This is a genomic window from Pseudomonas sp. 1, assembly GCF_056626735.1.
Map to the genome: position 1 here is coordinate 103,986 of NZ_JBWXMQ010000009.1, position 13,155 is coordinate 117,140.

General features: G+C 61.8%; 16 protein-coding genes. 9 read left to right on the forward strand and 7 right to left on the reverse strand.

Annotated elements, in window-relative coordinates:
- Positions 1-38 precede the first annotated feature (38 nt).
- Positions 39-284: a TIGR02647 family protein gene (locus tag AC1MDC_RS15405; RefSeq protein WP_085696861.1), complete on the forward strand. Its 246-nt coding sequence runs from the start codon at positions 39-41 to the stop codon at positions 282-284.
- Positions 285-479: 195 nt separating this feature from the next.
- Positions 480-3,323 (forward strand): class I adenylate cyclase, encoded by a 2,844-nt coding sequence (locus tag AC1MDC_RS15410; RefSeq protein WP_480393287.1) that lies wholly within the window; start codon positions 480-482, stop codon positions 3,321-3,323.
- 6 nt (positions 3,324-3,329) lie between these two features.
- Here AC1MDC_RS15410 and rnk read toward each other — a convergent pair whose 3' ends face one another.
- From rnk to cyaY, 3 genes are all read right to left on the reverse strand, one after another.
- Positions 3,330-3,740, reverse strand: coding sequence for a nucleoside diphosphate kinase regulator (rnk, locus tag AC1MDC_RS15415; RefSeq protein ID WP_480393288.1), 411 nt, complete (start codon positions 3,738-3,740; stop codon positions 3,330-3,332).
- Positions 3,741-3,868: 128 nt separating this feature from the next.
- Positions 3,869-4,093 carry a DUF1289 domain-containing protein gene (locus AC1MDC_RS15420; protein WP_085696858.1) on the reverse strand — a complete coding sequence of 75 codons (225 nt, stop codon included), beginning with the start codon at positions 4,091-4,093 and terminating at the stop codon, positions 3,869-3,871.
- Positions 4,094-4,097: 4 nt separating this feature from the next.
- Positions 4,098-4,430 (reverse strand): iron donor protein CyaY, encoded by a 333-nt coding sequence (gene cyaY / locus AC1MDC_RS15425; RefSeq protein WP_085696944.1) that lies wholly within the window; start codon positions 4,428-4,430, stop codon positions 4,098-4,100.
- Positions 4,431-4,669: 239 nt separating this feature from the next.
- Here cyaY and lptM point away from each other — a divergent pair, with 239 nt between their 5' ends.
- The 6 genes from lptM to AC1MDC_RS15455 are packed head-to-tail and all read left to right on the forward strand — an operon-like array spanning position 4,670 to position 9,277.
- Positions 4,670-4,843 (forward strand): LPS translocon maturation chaperone LptM, encoded by a 174-nt coding sequence (lptM, locus tag AC1MDC_RS15430; protein ID WP_085696945.1) that lies wholly within the window; start codon positions 4,670-4,672, stop codon positions 4,841-4,843.
- Positions 4,844-4,852: 9 nt separating this feature from the next.
- Positions 4,853-6,100, forward strand: a complete 1,248-nt coding sequence (gene lysA / locus AC1MDC_RS15435; protein ID WP_085702335.1) for a diaminopimelate decarboxylase — start codon at positions 4,853-4,855, stop codon at positions 6,098-6,100.
- Between the two features lie 4 nt (positions 6,101-6,104).
- The gene (dapF, locus tag AC1MDC_RS15440) at positions 6,105-6,935 is read left to right on the forward strand and encodes a diaminopimelate epimerase (RefSeq protein WP_085696856.1); all 831 of its coding nucleotides are present in this window, start codon (positions 6,105-6,107) and stop codon (positions 6,933-6,935) included.
- Positions 6,936-6,948: 13 nt separating this feature from the next.
- Positions 6,949-7,674 (forward strand): DUF484 family protein, encoded by a 726-nt coding sequence (locus AC1MDC_RS15445; protein ID WP_007951894.1) that lies wholly within the window; start codon positions 6,949-6,951, stop codon positions 7,672-7,674.
- Between the two features lie 2 nt (positions 7,675-7,676).
- The gene (gene xerC / locus AC1MDC_RS15450) at positions 7,677-8,576 is read left to right on the forward strand and encodes a tyrosine recombinase XerC (protein ID WP_007951897.1); all 900 of its coding nucleotides are present in this window, start codon (positions 7,677-7,679) and stop codon (positions 8,574-8,576) included.
- A complete protein-coding gene (locus AC1MDC_RS15455; RefSeq protein ID WP_480393289.1) occupies positions 8,573-9,277 on the forward strand; it encodes an HAD family hydrolase in 705 nt (234 codons plus the stop codon). Before xerC ends, AC1MDC_RS15455 begins: the two co-directional genes overlap by 4 nt.
- A gap of 65 nt (positions 9,278-9,342) precedes the next feature.
- Here the strand turns inward: AC1MDC_RS15455 and sutA are convergent, their stop codons facing one another.
- The 4 genes from sutA to glnK all read right to left on the reverse strand — a co-directional run bounded on the left by sutA (position 9,343) and on the right by glnK (position 12,125).
- A complete protein-coding gene (gene sutA, locus AC1MDC_RS15460) occupies positions 9,343-9,669 on the reverse strand; it encodes a transcriptional regulator SutA (protein ID WP_007951900.1) in 327 nt (108 codons plus the stop codon).
- A 102-nt stretch (positions 9,670-9,771) separates the two neighbouring features.
- Positions 9,772-10,197: a secondary thiamine-phosphate synthase enzyme YjbQ gene (locus tag AC1MDC_RS15465; protein WP_085696853.1), complete on the reverse strand. Its 426-nt coding sequence runs from the start codon at positions 10,195-10,197 to the stop codon at positions 9,772-9,774.
- A gap of 214 nt (positions 10,198-10,411) precedes the next feature.
- The gene (locus AC1MDC_RS15470; RefSeq protein WP_007951904.1) at positions 10,412-11,749 is read right to left on the reverse strand and encodes an ammonium transporter; all 1,338 of its coding nucleotides are present in this window, start codon (positions 11,747-11,749) and stop codon (positions 10,412-10,414) included.
- A 37-nt stretch (positions 11,750-11,786) separates the two neighbouring features.
- Positions 11,787-12,125: a P-II family nitrogen regulator gene (glnK, locus tag AC1MDC_RS15475; RefSeq protein WP_002555808.1), complete on the reverse strand. Its 339-nt coding sequence runs from the start codon at positions 12,123-12,125 to the stop codon at positions 11,787-11,789.
- 398 nt (positions 12,126-12,523) lie between these two features.
- On the opposite strand from glnK, the gene AC1MDC_RS15480 reads away from it, so the two are divergent.
- Complete coding sequence (locus tag AC1MDC_RS15480; protein ID WP_011336527.1) at positions 12,524-12,784, forward strand: accessory factor UbiK family protein; 261 nt, start codon at positions 12,524-12,526, stop codon at positions 12,782-12,784.
- Positions 12,785-13,155: the final 371 nt, after the last annotated feature.

Below are 13,155 nucleotides of genomic sequence, written 5' to 3' on the forward strand. Positions count from 1 at the left end.
GGCGCTGTCGTCCAATTCCTAGAAAGTCTGGAGTCCTTATGTCGCTTACCCCTGAGTTGGTTGCCGAACTGGAAGTCCTCGCACTCTTCAACCTGGACAGTTCCCAGGAAGGTCTGAAAATTCATCAGACCGCTGCCCCGAAGCACATTGCCGCCGCACAACGCCTGTTTGAAAAAGAACTGACAGACCAGCCTGATGGCGGTTACCTGACCAGCCTCGGTCGCGATGCCGCACAAAACGTGCAAACCGTACTGACGATTCTCAAAGAGCAGCAAAACGCCTGATCCTCCCGACTTTGCCCACGGAAACCCCTGCCACGGGATTTCCGCGGGCCAGCCATGAACGTTGCCCATCGCCCAACGTTGGAAATCTGACGTCAAAAAAACAAATTCAGCTTAAAACTCCTGCTGCTCAGGCGCTAAACTCCCGGACACCCGAGACCCCTTGCCTCCGAGCCCTGCGCGCCGGTTTGAGCCGACATGACCCGCACCCATGAAATCCGCCCCGACCTGGACGAAGGCATCGACCGCAAGGTACTCAGCCAGCTACGTGCACGTTTTCTGAAACTCAACGAAGGTCGCCTGAACCGGGCACTGGAAGGCCTGTCGACGCGCCAGCAAAGTGTGCTGACGCTGCTGCCGCTGTTTTTTCACGTCAATCATCCGCTGTTGCCCGGTTATGTCTCGGGCGGTACGCCGGCCGGGCTGTCGAATTACGAACCGGACGCCGACGCGCTGGCCGAAGCCCAGCGCCTGACCCGCTCGTTCTCCTACAAACCGCGACACGGCAGCAACCCGCCTCGACCGATTCATGGGCTGTTCCTGATGGGCAGCCTCGGCACGCTGGCCCAGGCCGATCAGAGCGACATGGACGTTTGGGTCTGCCATGCCCCCGACCTGAGCGACAGTGAACTGGCCGAGCTGCGCAAGAAATGCCAGTTGCTCGAAACCTGGGCTGCCAGCCAAGGGGCAGAAGCGCATTTCTTCCTGATCGACCCGGTGCGCTTCGTCAAAGGCGACCGCGACACCCAGCTCAGCTCTGAAGATTGCGGCACCACCCAGCACTATCTGCTGCTGGACGAGTTCTATCGCACCGCGATCTGGCTCGCCGGGCGCACGCCGATCTGGTGGCTGGTGCCGGTCTACGAAGAACGCGCCTATGACGCGTACACCCACACCCTGATTTCCAAGCGGTTTATCCGCAACGATGAAACCCTCGACCTGGGGCCGATGGCGCACATTCCGCCGGGCGAGTTTGTCGGCGCCGGGCTGTGGCAACTGTTCAAGGGCATCGAGTCGCCTTACAAGTCGGTGCTCAAGCTGCTGCTGACCGAGGTTTACGCCAGCGAGCATCCACAGGTGCAATGCCTGAGCCTGCGCTTCAAGCAGGCCGTATTCGCCAACCGGCTGGACCTCGACGAGCTGGACCCGTACATGGTGGTTTACCGGCGGATCGAGGAATACCTCACGGCGCGCAACGAACCGGAGCGTCTGGAACTGGTGCGCCGGGCGCTGTACCTCAAGGTCAACCGCAAGCTCACCGGCAACACCCGCACCCAGAGCTGGCAGCGTTCACTGCTGGAACGACTGGCCAGCGAATGGCATTGGGACCAGCGGCAACTGGCACTGCTCGACAGCCGCAGCCAGTGGAAAGTCCGCCAGGTCAGCGCCGAGCGCCGGGCCCTGGTCAACGAGCTGAATTACAGCTACCGCTTTCTGACCCAGTTCGCCCGCACCGAACAGACCGTCAGCCTGATCAACAAGCGCGACCTCAACGTTCTCGGCCGGCGCCTGTACGCCGCGTTCGAGCGCAAGGCGGACAAGGTCGAGTTCATCAATCCCGGCATCGCCCCGGATCTGGCCGAAGACACCCTGACCCTGGTGCAATCGCCGAACAAAAAGGAACCGGGCCAAACCCAGTGGGGCCTGTACAACGGCAGCCTGACGGCGCTGGAGTGGGAACATTTCGCGCCGATCAAGCGCAGCCGCGAGTTGCTGGAACTGCTGACCTGGTGCCACCGCAACGGCGTGATCGACAGCAGCACCCGACTGGCCCTGCACCCCGGCACCAGCGACCTGAGCGAGTTCGAGCTGTTCAACCTGCTCGGCAGCCTGCAGCAATGCATCGCCCTGCCCTTGTCGACCGTTGCCGAAGAACCGCTGCTGCGCGCCGCCGTGCCGAGCGAAGTGCTGATGCTGGTGAATGTCGGGGTCGACCCGCTCAAGCATCACCGCGACCTGAACATCCTGATGACCACCGAGCGTACCGATTCGCTGAGCTACGCCGGTGTGCGCGAGAACCTGGTGCTGACCCTGGATCAGGTCACGCTCAACAGCTGGAACGAGGTACTGGTCAACCGCTTTGACGGTCCGCATGCCTTGATGGACTGCCTGCGCGATTACCTCAACAACCTGCCGCGCGGACCGCAACAACCATCGCTGCGAGTGCGTTGCTTCTGTCACAACCGCGCGCAATTCATCGCCCGCCGGGTGGAAGAAATCGTCGACACCGCGCAGACACTGCTGTTAAGCGATTTGAATCACCGCTACCTGATCCAGGTGCAGCAGCACTATCACGTGCTGGAACTGGTGCCGGGCCAGGTCAGCCATGTGGCCCTCGCCACCCTGCCGGCGCTGCTTGATTACCTTGGTGAGGAACAGCCGCGCTACAGCCCGCTGCACCTGGATCCGATGGCGCTGGAAGACCACGACCTGGCGCTGATCCTGCCGATGGGCCAGCCCGAATGCATTCAGGTGTTCTACCGGCTCACCGAACAAACCGCCGAACTGTACGTACTCGACGAGTTCAACGCGCTGTGGCAGCAGCACTTGCCCTATCACGACGAGCAAAGCCTGTTGGTGCCGTTGCAGCGATTCCTGCAATCGATCCAGTTCCGCCGCGAAGCGCTGCTGCCGATGGACTCGGGCCACGCCGTCAGCCTTGAAATCTTGTATTACCAGTTATTGCCATCAGGGACGGGACGCGCGCGACGAGTCGAAATGCGCCCGGCGCCGCAGACGCCGGTCAACAAACCGTTCTACGACGTGCAGGCGATCGTCGGTAAAGCCGCACCCGGCGAAGTGCAGGTCACGCTGTATTGCAATCAACGGGAATTCAGCGAGCTGGAACATGGCGACCAGCTGTTCAGCGTGGTCGCCCGGGAGATCGTCGGGCAGCGCCGGGAAACCGAGCGCTACCGCTGCTACATCACCGACCTCGACCTGTCGGGTGTGATCGGTGACGGGCAGAGCTCAAGCAATCTGTATCTGCGTTACAAGGCCGACCTGGAACGCTCTCTGAACGAGGCGCTCGAGCAGGTCTGAGGCGGGTTATTCCGGGAAATCGCCGCCGTTGGCCGGCTGCGACTCGACGTCCAGCAAGGTCAGTTTCAAGGTCTTGCCACCCGGTGCCGGCCAGTCGATGTGCTGACCGACTTTGAGGCCCAGCAGCGCACTGCCGACCGGGGCCAGGATCGAGACTTTGCCTTCGTCGGCGTTGGCGTGCTTCGGGTAGACCAGGGTCAGGTGGTAGTCCTTGCCACTGCTCTCTTCACGGCAGTGCACACGGGAATTCATCGTCACGACATCGGCAGGCACTTCATCGTGACCGACCAGGGTATCGGCGCGGTCCAGTTCGGTTTGCAGCGCGATCACGCCCGGCAGCGAGTCATCCAGGCTGTCGATCAGGCGCTCCAGACGTTGCACGTCCAGACGGGTAAGGGTGATGGAAGGTGCGGTCATGATCCGGGCAGACTCCTTTCTTCTGCACACAAAAAAAGCAAAACCCCGCCAAAAAAGACGGGGTTCTCACCAGGCCTCGATGGGTTGAGGCGTTTCCGGACACTATCACAGCTCAAAAAATATACAAGCTACGCTCCGGCGAGCTGCCGGCGCTGAGCCGCCTGCGCACAAATCACGCGACGGCGCTCGTCATCGGCCGAACGCCACTCGCGGATGTCTTCGACATGGCGCATGCAGCCGCGGCAGACCTTCTGCTCATCCAGCCGACAGACGCCGGTGCACGGCGAAGGCACGGCCGGGCTGACGTTGCTGTAGAGCGGCTTCGGCGGACGGACGGGCGCGGTATCAGTCACGAAATCACAGGCCTTCGAAATCGAATTCGGTGCCGGCCTGCTGCTTGACGATGCGCTCCAGCATTTCGCCCAGCTGCTCTTCGCTCTTGTCGCACATCCAGCGTTCGCTTTCTTCGTCGTAGTCGAAGTGGAAACCACCGGACACTGCGGCCAGCCACAGCTGACGCAGCGGTTCCTGACGACTGAAGATCAGCTGGGTGCCGTTCTCGAACTTGACGGTCAGCACACCGGCCGAGTTCTCCATGTCGATGTCCATGTCGCTGTCGTCGAAGATGTCTTCCAGTTTTTCCTGGGTTTCATCGACCAGATCGTGGAAACGGGCTTCGGACAAACTCATTGCGGCAACCTCAAAAAATGTCTGATCAGGCTCAAGCGCCGCAAGATACGGACGCTGCCGGCCGATTGCAAAGGATAACGACCAAGCGCCCTGCCCGGCGACGAAATATCCACCCGCCACGCGGGAAAAGTTTCCGCGCCGCAGCCCGAGCCCCGCCGGACGGGAGTTCCGTCGCATAGGCAAGCTGCCGGGTGGCCGGTATACTCCGGCGCAATTAACGCATATTCAAGGATTTCGCCATGAAGCGCCTGATCTCTTCCATCGCTGCGATCGTCGCGGTTGCCTGCCTCGTTTCGGCTTGCGGTCAGAAAGGCCCGCTGTACCTGCCCGATGAAGATCAGGACCCGGCCGAGCAAGCCCAGTCTTCGCAAAAGCAGCCTGTCTCCAAGGCACACAAGCACGACGTTTACTAAGGGATCGCCATGGACGCTTTTAACTACCGTGGCGGGGAACTGTTCGCGGAAGGTGTGGCGCTGTCCGCCATCGCCGATCGCTTCGGCACACCGACCTACGTCTACTCCCGCGCCCATATCGAGGCCCAGTACCTGGCCTACGCCGATGCGCTGGCCGGCATGCCGCACCTGGTCTGCTTCGCGGTCAAGGCCAACTCCAACCTCGGTGTCCTGAATGTCCTGGCCCGCATTGGCGCCGGCTTCGACATCGTCTCCCGTGGCGAACTGGAACGCGTACTGGCCGCCGGCGGCAGCCCGGACAAGATCGTGTTCTCCGGCGTCGGCAAGACCCGTGACGACATGCGCCGCGCGCTGGAAGTCGGCGTGCATTGCTTCAACGTCGAATCCACCGACGAGCTCGAGCGCCTGCAGCTGGTCGCCGCCGAGCTGGGCGTTCGCGCGCCGATCTCGCTGCGCGTCAACCCGGACGTCGATGCCGGCACCCACCCGTACATTTCCACCGGTCTCAAAGAGAACAAGTTCGGCATCGCCATCGCTGACGCCGAAGACGTGTACGTGCGTGCCGCGCACCTGCCGAACCTGGAAGTGGTCGGCGTTGACTGCCACATCGGTTCACAACTGACCTCCCTGCCACCGTTCCTCGATGCCCTCGACCGCCTGCTGGATCTGGTCGATCGCCTCGGCGATTGCGGCATCCACCTGCGCCACATCGATCTCGGTGGCGGCCTGGGTGTGCGTTATCGCGATGAAGAGCCGCCATTGGCCGCCGATTACATCAAGGCCGTGCGCGAGCGCCTGGTCGGTCGCGACCTGGCACTGGTGTTCGAACCGGGCCGCTTCATCGTCGCCAACGCCGGCGTGCTGCTGACCCAGGTCGAGTACCTCAAGCACACCGAGCACAAAGACTTCGCCATCGTTGACGCGGCCATGAACGACCTGATCCGCCCGGCGCTGTACCAGGCCTGGATGGACGTGACCCCGGTCAAGCCACGCGAGACCGCTGCGCGTACCTACGACGTCGTCGGCCCGATCTGTGAAACCGGCGATTTCCTCGCCAAGGAACGTGAACTGGCGCTGGAAGAAGGCGATCTGCTGGCCGTGCATTCGGCCGGTGCCTACGGTTTCGTGATGAGCTCCAACTACAACACTCGCGGCCGTGCCGCCGAAGTGCTGGTGGATGGCGATCAGGCTTTTGAAGTGCGTCGCCGCGAGACCGTGGCCGAGCTGTTTGCCGGCGAAAGCCTGCTGCCGGAGTAACCCCATGCTGCTGCGTTTTACCAAGATGCACGGCCTGGGCAACGACTTCATGGTCCTCGACCTGGTCAGCCAGCACGCGCACATTCAGCCCAAGCACGCAAAAATGTGGGGCGACCGGCACACCGGCATCGGTTTCGACCAGTTGCTGATCGTCGAGGCACCGAGCAATCCGGACGTGGATTTCCGCTACCGGATCTTCAATTCCGACGGCTCCGAAGTGGAGCAGTGCGGCAACGGTGCGCGCTGCTTCGCCCGCTTCGTGCTCGACAAGCGCCTGACCGCCAAACGGAAGATCCGCGTCGAGACCAAGGGCGGCATCATTGAACTGGACGTGCGTAACGACGGCCAGATCGGCGTGAACATGGGCGCCCCGCGTCTGGTGCCGGCGGACATTCCGTTCCAGGCGCCGGAGCAGGCCCTGAGCTATCAGGTCGATGTCGACGGTACGCCAGTCGATCTGGCGGCGGTGTCCATGGGCAACCCCCATGCGGTGCTGCGGGTCAGCGATATCAACACTGCACCGGTGCATGAACTGGGGCCGAAAATCGAACACCATCCGCGCTTCCCGGCACGGGTCAACGTCGGTTTTCTCCAGGTCATCGATCGCCATCGCGCGCAACTGCGCGTGTGGGAACGCGGCGCCGGGGAAACCCAGGCCTGCGGCACCGGTGCCTGCGCTGCTGCTGTAGCGGCGATCAGTCAGGGGTGGATGGATTCGCCACTGCTGATCGACCTGCCGGGCGGGCGTCTGTCCATTGAATGGGCAGGCCCCGGCCAACCGGTGTTGATGACCGGCCCGGCAGTGCGCGTATACGAAGGACAAGTGCGTCTTTGAGTGAGCAGAAGCCATGACCGATAAGCCTCAGGTACCCGCCCGACAGTCCGGTGAATCAGCGTCCGAGAGCCTGGAGGCGGCAGCGGTTGCCGCGTACCTGGAGGCTCATCCGGACTTCTTCGTCGAGCATGAAGAACTGCTGCCGTCCCTTCGCATCCCCCATCAACGCGGCGATACCGTCTCGCTGGTGGAGCGTCAGATGGCCATTCTGCGCGACCGCAACATCGAGATGCGTCATCGCCTCTCGCACCTGATGGACGTCGCCCGGGACAACGATCGCCTGTTCGACAAGACCCGTCGCCTGATTCTCGCCCTGATGGACGCTGCCACTCTGGAAGACGTGGTGATCAGCGTCGAAGACAGCCTGCGCCAGGATTTCCAGGTGCCCTTTGTCAGCCTGATCCTGCTCGGCGACAACCCGGCCCCGGTCGGTCGCTGGGTGACCCACGCCGATGCGCAAACCGCCATCGGCGGCCTGCTCACCGAAGGCAAGAGCGTCAGCGGCAGCCTGCGTGAACACGAGCTGGACTTCCTGTTCGGCGAAGAGCAACGCAAGCAGATCGGCTCCACCGCCGTAGTCGCCGTCAGCCATCAAGGCATCCACGGGATTCTGGCTATCGCCAGCCGTGATCCGCAGCACTACAAGAGCTCGGTCGGCACGCTGTTCCTCAGCTACATCGCCGAAGTCATGGGTCGCGTGCTGCCACGGGTCAACAGCTCCCTGCGCTCGGTACGCTGAGCATGGAACGACAACTGGACGCTTACTGCGAACACCTGCGCAGTGAGCGGCAGGTGTCGCCGCACACCCTGTCGGCCTACCGCCGCGATCTCGATAAAGTCCTCGGCTGGTGCAACAAACAGAACATCGGCAGCTGGCAGGCACTGGATATCCAGCGTCTGCGCAGTCTGATCGCCCGCCTGCATGCCCAGGGCCAGTCCTCGCGCAGCCTGGCGCGCCTGCTCTCGGCGGTGCGCGGGCTCTATCACTATCTGAACCGCGAAGGCCTCTGCGATCACGATCCGGCCACCGGCCTGGCACCGCCCAAAGGCGAGCGCCGCCTGCCGAAAACCCTCGACACTGACCGCGCCCTGCAACTGCTTGAAGGTGCTGTGGAGGACGATTTTCTCGCGCGGCGCGATCAGGCGATTCTGGAGTTGTTCTATTCCTCCGGCCTGCGCCTGTCGGAGCTGACCGGGCTCAATCTCGATCAGCTCGATCTGGCCGACGGCATGGTTCAGGTGCTGGGCAAGGGCAGCAAGACGCGCCTGTTGCCGGTCGGCAAAAAGGCCCGGGAAGCGCTGGAACAATGGCTGCCTTTGCGGGCGCTGACCAATCCGGCGGACGATGCCGTGTTTGTCAGCCAGCAAGGCCGACGTCTCGGCCCGCGCGCGATTCAGGTGCGGGTCAAACTGGCGGGCGAGCGCGAACTGGGGCAGAACCTGCACCCGCACATGCTGCGGCACTCCTTCGCCAGCCACCTGCTCGAATCCTCCCAGGACCTGCGCGCGGTGCAGGAACTGCTCGGCCACTCGGACATCAAGACCACCCAGATCTATACCCACCTGGACTTCCAGCATCTGGCGGCGGTCTACGACAGCGCCCATCCACGGGCCAAACGCATGAAAGGCGACGATTCATGAGTATCCAGTTGATCACCTTCGACCTCGACGACACCCTGTGGGATACCGCCCCGGTGATCGTCAGCGCCGAAGCGGTTTTGCGCGAATGGCTGAGCGAACATGCGCCGAATCTGGGCGCGGTGCCGGTGGAGCATCTTTGGTCGATCCGCGAGCGGGTGCTGGCCAACGAACCGGGACTCAAGCACCGCATCAGCGCGCTGCGCCGGCGAGTGCTGTTCCATGCGCTGGAGGAAGCCGGCTACGCCCACGACGAAGCGTCGGAACTGGCAGACAAGAGTTTTGAAGTGTTTCTGCATGCGCGGCATCAGATCGAGGTGTTCCCGGAGGTCGAGCCGATCCTGGAAACCCTCGCCAGGCACTACGCCCTCGGCGTGGTCACCAACGGCAACGCCGATGTGCGTCGTCTCGGGCTGGCGGACTACTTCAAGTTCGCGTTGTGCGCCGAAGACATCGGCATCGCCAAGCCGGATGCGCGACTCTTCCACGAAGCGTTGCAACGCGGTGGCGTGAGCGCCGAAGCCGCCGTGCATATCGGCGATCATCCGGGGGATGACATCGCCGGGGCGCAGCAGGCCGGTCTGCGAGCGATCTGGTTCAACCCGGCCGGCAAGGTCTGGGAAGCGGAACGCCTGCCGGATGCCGAGATTCGCAGCCTGACCGATCTGCCCGCGGTGCTCGCCCGCTGGAACAGCCGCCGCTAGATTTCTTTCGCCCATGAAAAAGCCCGCAGCGACGGCGGGCTTTTTCAGCAAGCAAGCGGCACGCCTCAGATAGGGCGGCTGCCGTACTTGTTGTCCGGCTTCTTGGGCGGATCGGCGACCACGTTGGCCTCCACTTCCTGAACCTTGCCACCGCGCGCAAGGAACTCTTCCATGGCCTTGGCCAGGGCATCGCGCTCCTTGTTCTTGGCTTCGATGCTCGGCAACTCGTCGACCGATACCGCAGCCTTGGCCTTGCCTTTGGCAGCCGGGGCCGGCGTATCGTCACCGCCATCGTCTTCAGCAACGTCTTCCGCTGCTGCTTCCAGACCGTCTTCGGCCTCGTCTTCGTCGCCTACTTCGAGGTCGTCGTTTTCCAGATCATCGTCGCTCATGTTCTACCTCATGACTTGCGAAAAGCAGATTAGTTATAGACCAGCTTTAGCGACTGTCGAAAGTCGCCGGAAAAAAATCGGTAACCATTGGTGACCAACGGTTTATGCCTCTTCACCGTGCAAGGTGGCGAGGACTTTACGGGCACCGCCATGATCACGGTGCTCGCCCAGGTAAACGCCTTGCCAGGTGCCCAGTGCCAGTCGGCCCGCCGTTATCGGCAAACTGATCTGACAGCCCAGCACGCTGGCCTTGAAGTGCGCCGGGAGGTCGTCCAGGCCTTCGTCGTTATGCTCATAGCCGTCTGCTCCTTGTGGGATCAGACGATTGAAAAATCGTTCGAAGTCGCGACGTACCGCCGGATCGGCGTTCTCGTTGATGGTCAACGACGCCGAGGTATGCTGCAGCCACAAATGCAACAGACCGACCCGGCATGCCTTGAGTTCGGGCAGGCCGGCGAGCAACTCGTCCGTCACCAGATGAAAGCCCCGGGGCCGCGCCCGCAGGGTTATCAGAGTCTGTTGCCACATACAGTTCTCCGCACGTTCGGGGCGCATTCTAGCGCGCTCTGGAAAAAAACAAAGGCCCTGATGTTCCTTCAATGATGTAAGCCTTTGGCCGCAGAAAAACACACGTCGTAAACACGACCAAAGCCGTACGAAAAATCCTTTCAGCTATATCAGGGAAGACAAATTCCAGACAAAAAAATGCCCGGCAAGCCGGGCAAGTTTTTGCGGCGCGTGCTTACAGGTTGTAGCCGCGCTCGTTGTGTTGTGCCAGATCCAGGCCAACCGATTCTTCTTCCTCGGTCACGCGCAGACCCATCACGGCATCCAGCACCTTGAGGATGATGAAGGTCACGATCGCGGTGTAGATCACGGTGAAGCCGACGCCTTTGCACTGAATCCAGACTTGTGCGGCGATGTCGGTGACGGTGCCGAAGCCACCCAGCGACGGTGCGGCGAACACACCGGTGAGGATCGCGCCGAGGATACCGCCGATACCGTGCACGCCGAAGGCATCCAGGGAGTCGTCATAACCGAGTTTGCGTTTCAGGGTGGTGGCGCAGAAGAAGCACACCACGCCCGCTGCCAGACCGATCACCAGTGCGCCCATCGGGCCCACGGTGCCAGCGGCCGGAGTGATCGCAACCAGGCCTGCAACCACACCGGATGCGATACCCAGTGCGCTTGGTTTGCCGTGGGTGATCCACTCGGCGAACATCCAGCCCAGTGCGGCAGCGGCGGTCGCGATCTGAGTCACCAGCATCGCCATGCCGGCGGTGCCGTTGGCGGCTGCGGCGGAACCGGCGTTGAAGCCGAACCAGCCAACCCACAGCATCGCCGCGCCCATCAGGGTGTAACCCAGATTGTGTGGCGCCATCGGGGTGGTCGGGAAGCCTTTGCGTTTACCCAGTACCAGGCAGGCAATCAGACCGGCCACACCGGCGTTGATGTGCACCACGGTGCCACCGGCGAAGTCGAGCACGCCCCAGTCCCACATCAGGCCGCCATTGCCGGACCAGACCATGTGCGCGATCGGTGCATAGACCAGGGTGAACCAGATGCCCATGAAGATCAGCATCGCGGAGAACTTCATCCGCTCGGCGAACGCACCGACGATCAGCGCCGGGGTGATGATCGCGAAGGTCATCTGGAAGGTGATGAAGACCGCCTCGGGGAACAGCGCCGCCGGGCCGGTCAGGCTCGCTGGCGTGACACCGGCCAGGAACGCCTTGCCGAATCCACCCACGAACGAGTTGAAGTTGACGACGCCTTGCTCCATGCCGGTGGTGTCGAACGCGATGCTGTAGCCATAAATGACCCACAGGACGCTGATCAGGCCGGTAATGGCGAAGCACTGCATCATCACGGAAAGAATGTTTTTCGACCGGACCATACCGCCGTAGAACAGCGCGAGGCCGGGAATGGTCATGAACAGTACGAGGGCTGTGGAGGTGAGCATCCAGGCGGTGTCGCCGGAGTTCAGGACTGGAGCTGCCACTTCGTCTGCCGCCATGGCCAGGCCGGGCATTACGATAGACAACAGGGCTCCTAGCCCTGCGAATTTACGCAGAGTCATATTGTTTTCTCCTGGGGCGTTGGGTTTGTGGCGGCGTTTAGATCGCGTCGGTATCGGTTTCGCCGGTACGGATGCGGATCGCCTGTTCCAGATTGACCACGAAGATCTTGCCGTCACCGATCTTGCCGGTGTTGGCAGCCTTGGTTATCGCCTCGATAACCCGATCCAGATCCTTGTCGTCGATGGCAACGTCGATTTTCACCTTGGGCAGAAAATCGACCACATACTCCGCGCCGCGATACAGCTCGGTGTGACCCTTCTGCCGACCGAAGCCTTTGACTTCAGTAACGGTAATGCCCTGCACGCCGATTTCGGACAGCGACTCGCGCACGTCGTCCAACTTGAACGGCTTGATGATGGCAGTGACTAGCTTCATGAAACTCTCTCCCGAATTGGTGGACTTGCCCCAGGAAAACAAACCCGACTCAAGTCTAAGCGCAGTGCCTGGCTTTGTAACGCTTCGTTGTCGACGCCAGCTAACCGCTCCAGACGAAACTCCCCGCTCCGTCTGCCGCACTGCATTCGTCACAGCGACTGCATCAGTGCATGGGTCGAAGGTGACTAAGCAGAAAGCTTGCCATCTCGCCAAAAACCCCTGATTTCAATCCCTTGGCCGCTGTCGCAGATGCCATCACCCAAATGGCACTCGGGATACGCACAACAACGGTGCGCGGCCGTGCATCCAGTTGCGCGAAAAGCGTGCATCCGTGCCTGCGTCAATGACTATAGACACTGCGTGATACACTGCCGGCCATTGTTTCCAGGACATATCCCATGCTCGCGCCCAAAGACTTCCTCGACGCCCTGAGCGGCACCGCCTCCCGCCTGTTCAGCGGCGATACGCCCTTGCCAAAAGCCGAAATCGAAAGCCAGTTCAAGATGCTGCTGCAAAGTGCCTTCAGCAAACTGGACCTGGTGAGCCGCGAAGAGTTTGACAGTCAGATGGTGGTACTGGCGCGCACTCGCGCCCGGCTCGAAAGCCTTGAGGCGAAGGTGGCTGAATTGGAAGCGAAGCTGACGCCGCCGGCTGAGTAACACCTCGTGTCTTTGTGAAAGCGGCCCCTTGTGGGAGCGGGCTTGCCCGCGAATGAAGGTCGGAACGACCTTCCCGCCATTCAGGATTCGCTATTGACTCTCGGCAGAATCCTACAGCTTGCAACCCCGCCGTCCGATTGCGTCGTGAAGCCCTGATTCCTAAGCTCACCCAATGCTGAATGTTCAGCACTGGGTTTGGCGACCCGGAAAGCTTAAGGCGCACGACAACCATGATGGCGGCTGTGTTTACCGCCACATCGAGTCATGGCGGTTGTGCGTGGGAGACCTTCGGGTCTGCCGGGTTCCTTTTGCTCCGGTTCGCCAACCCGCGTACGACTGCCACCCAATTGTTTGGCGACAATTGAGGGCAG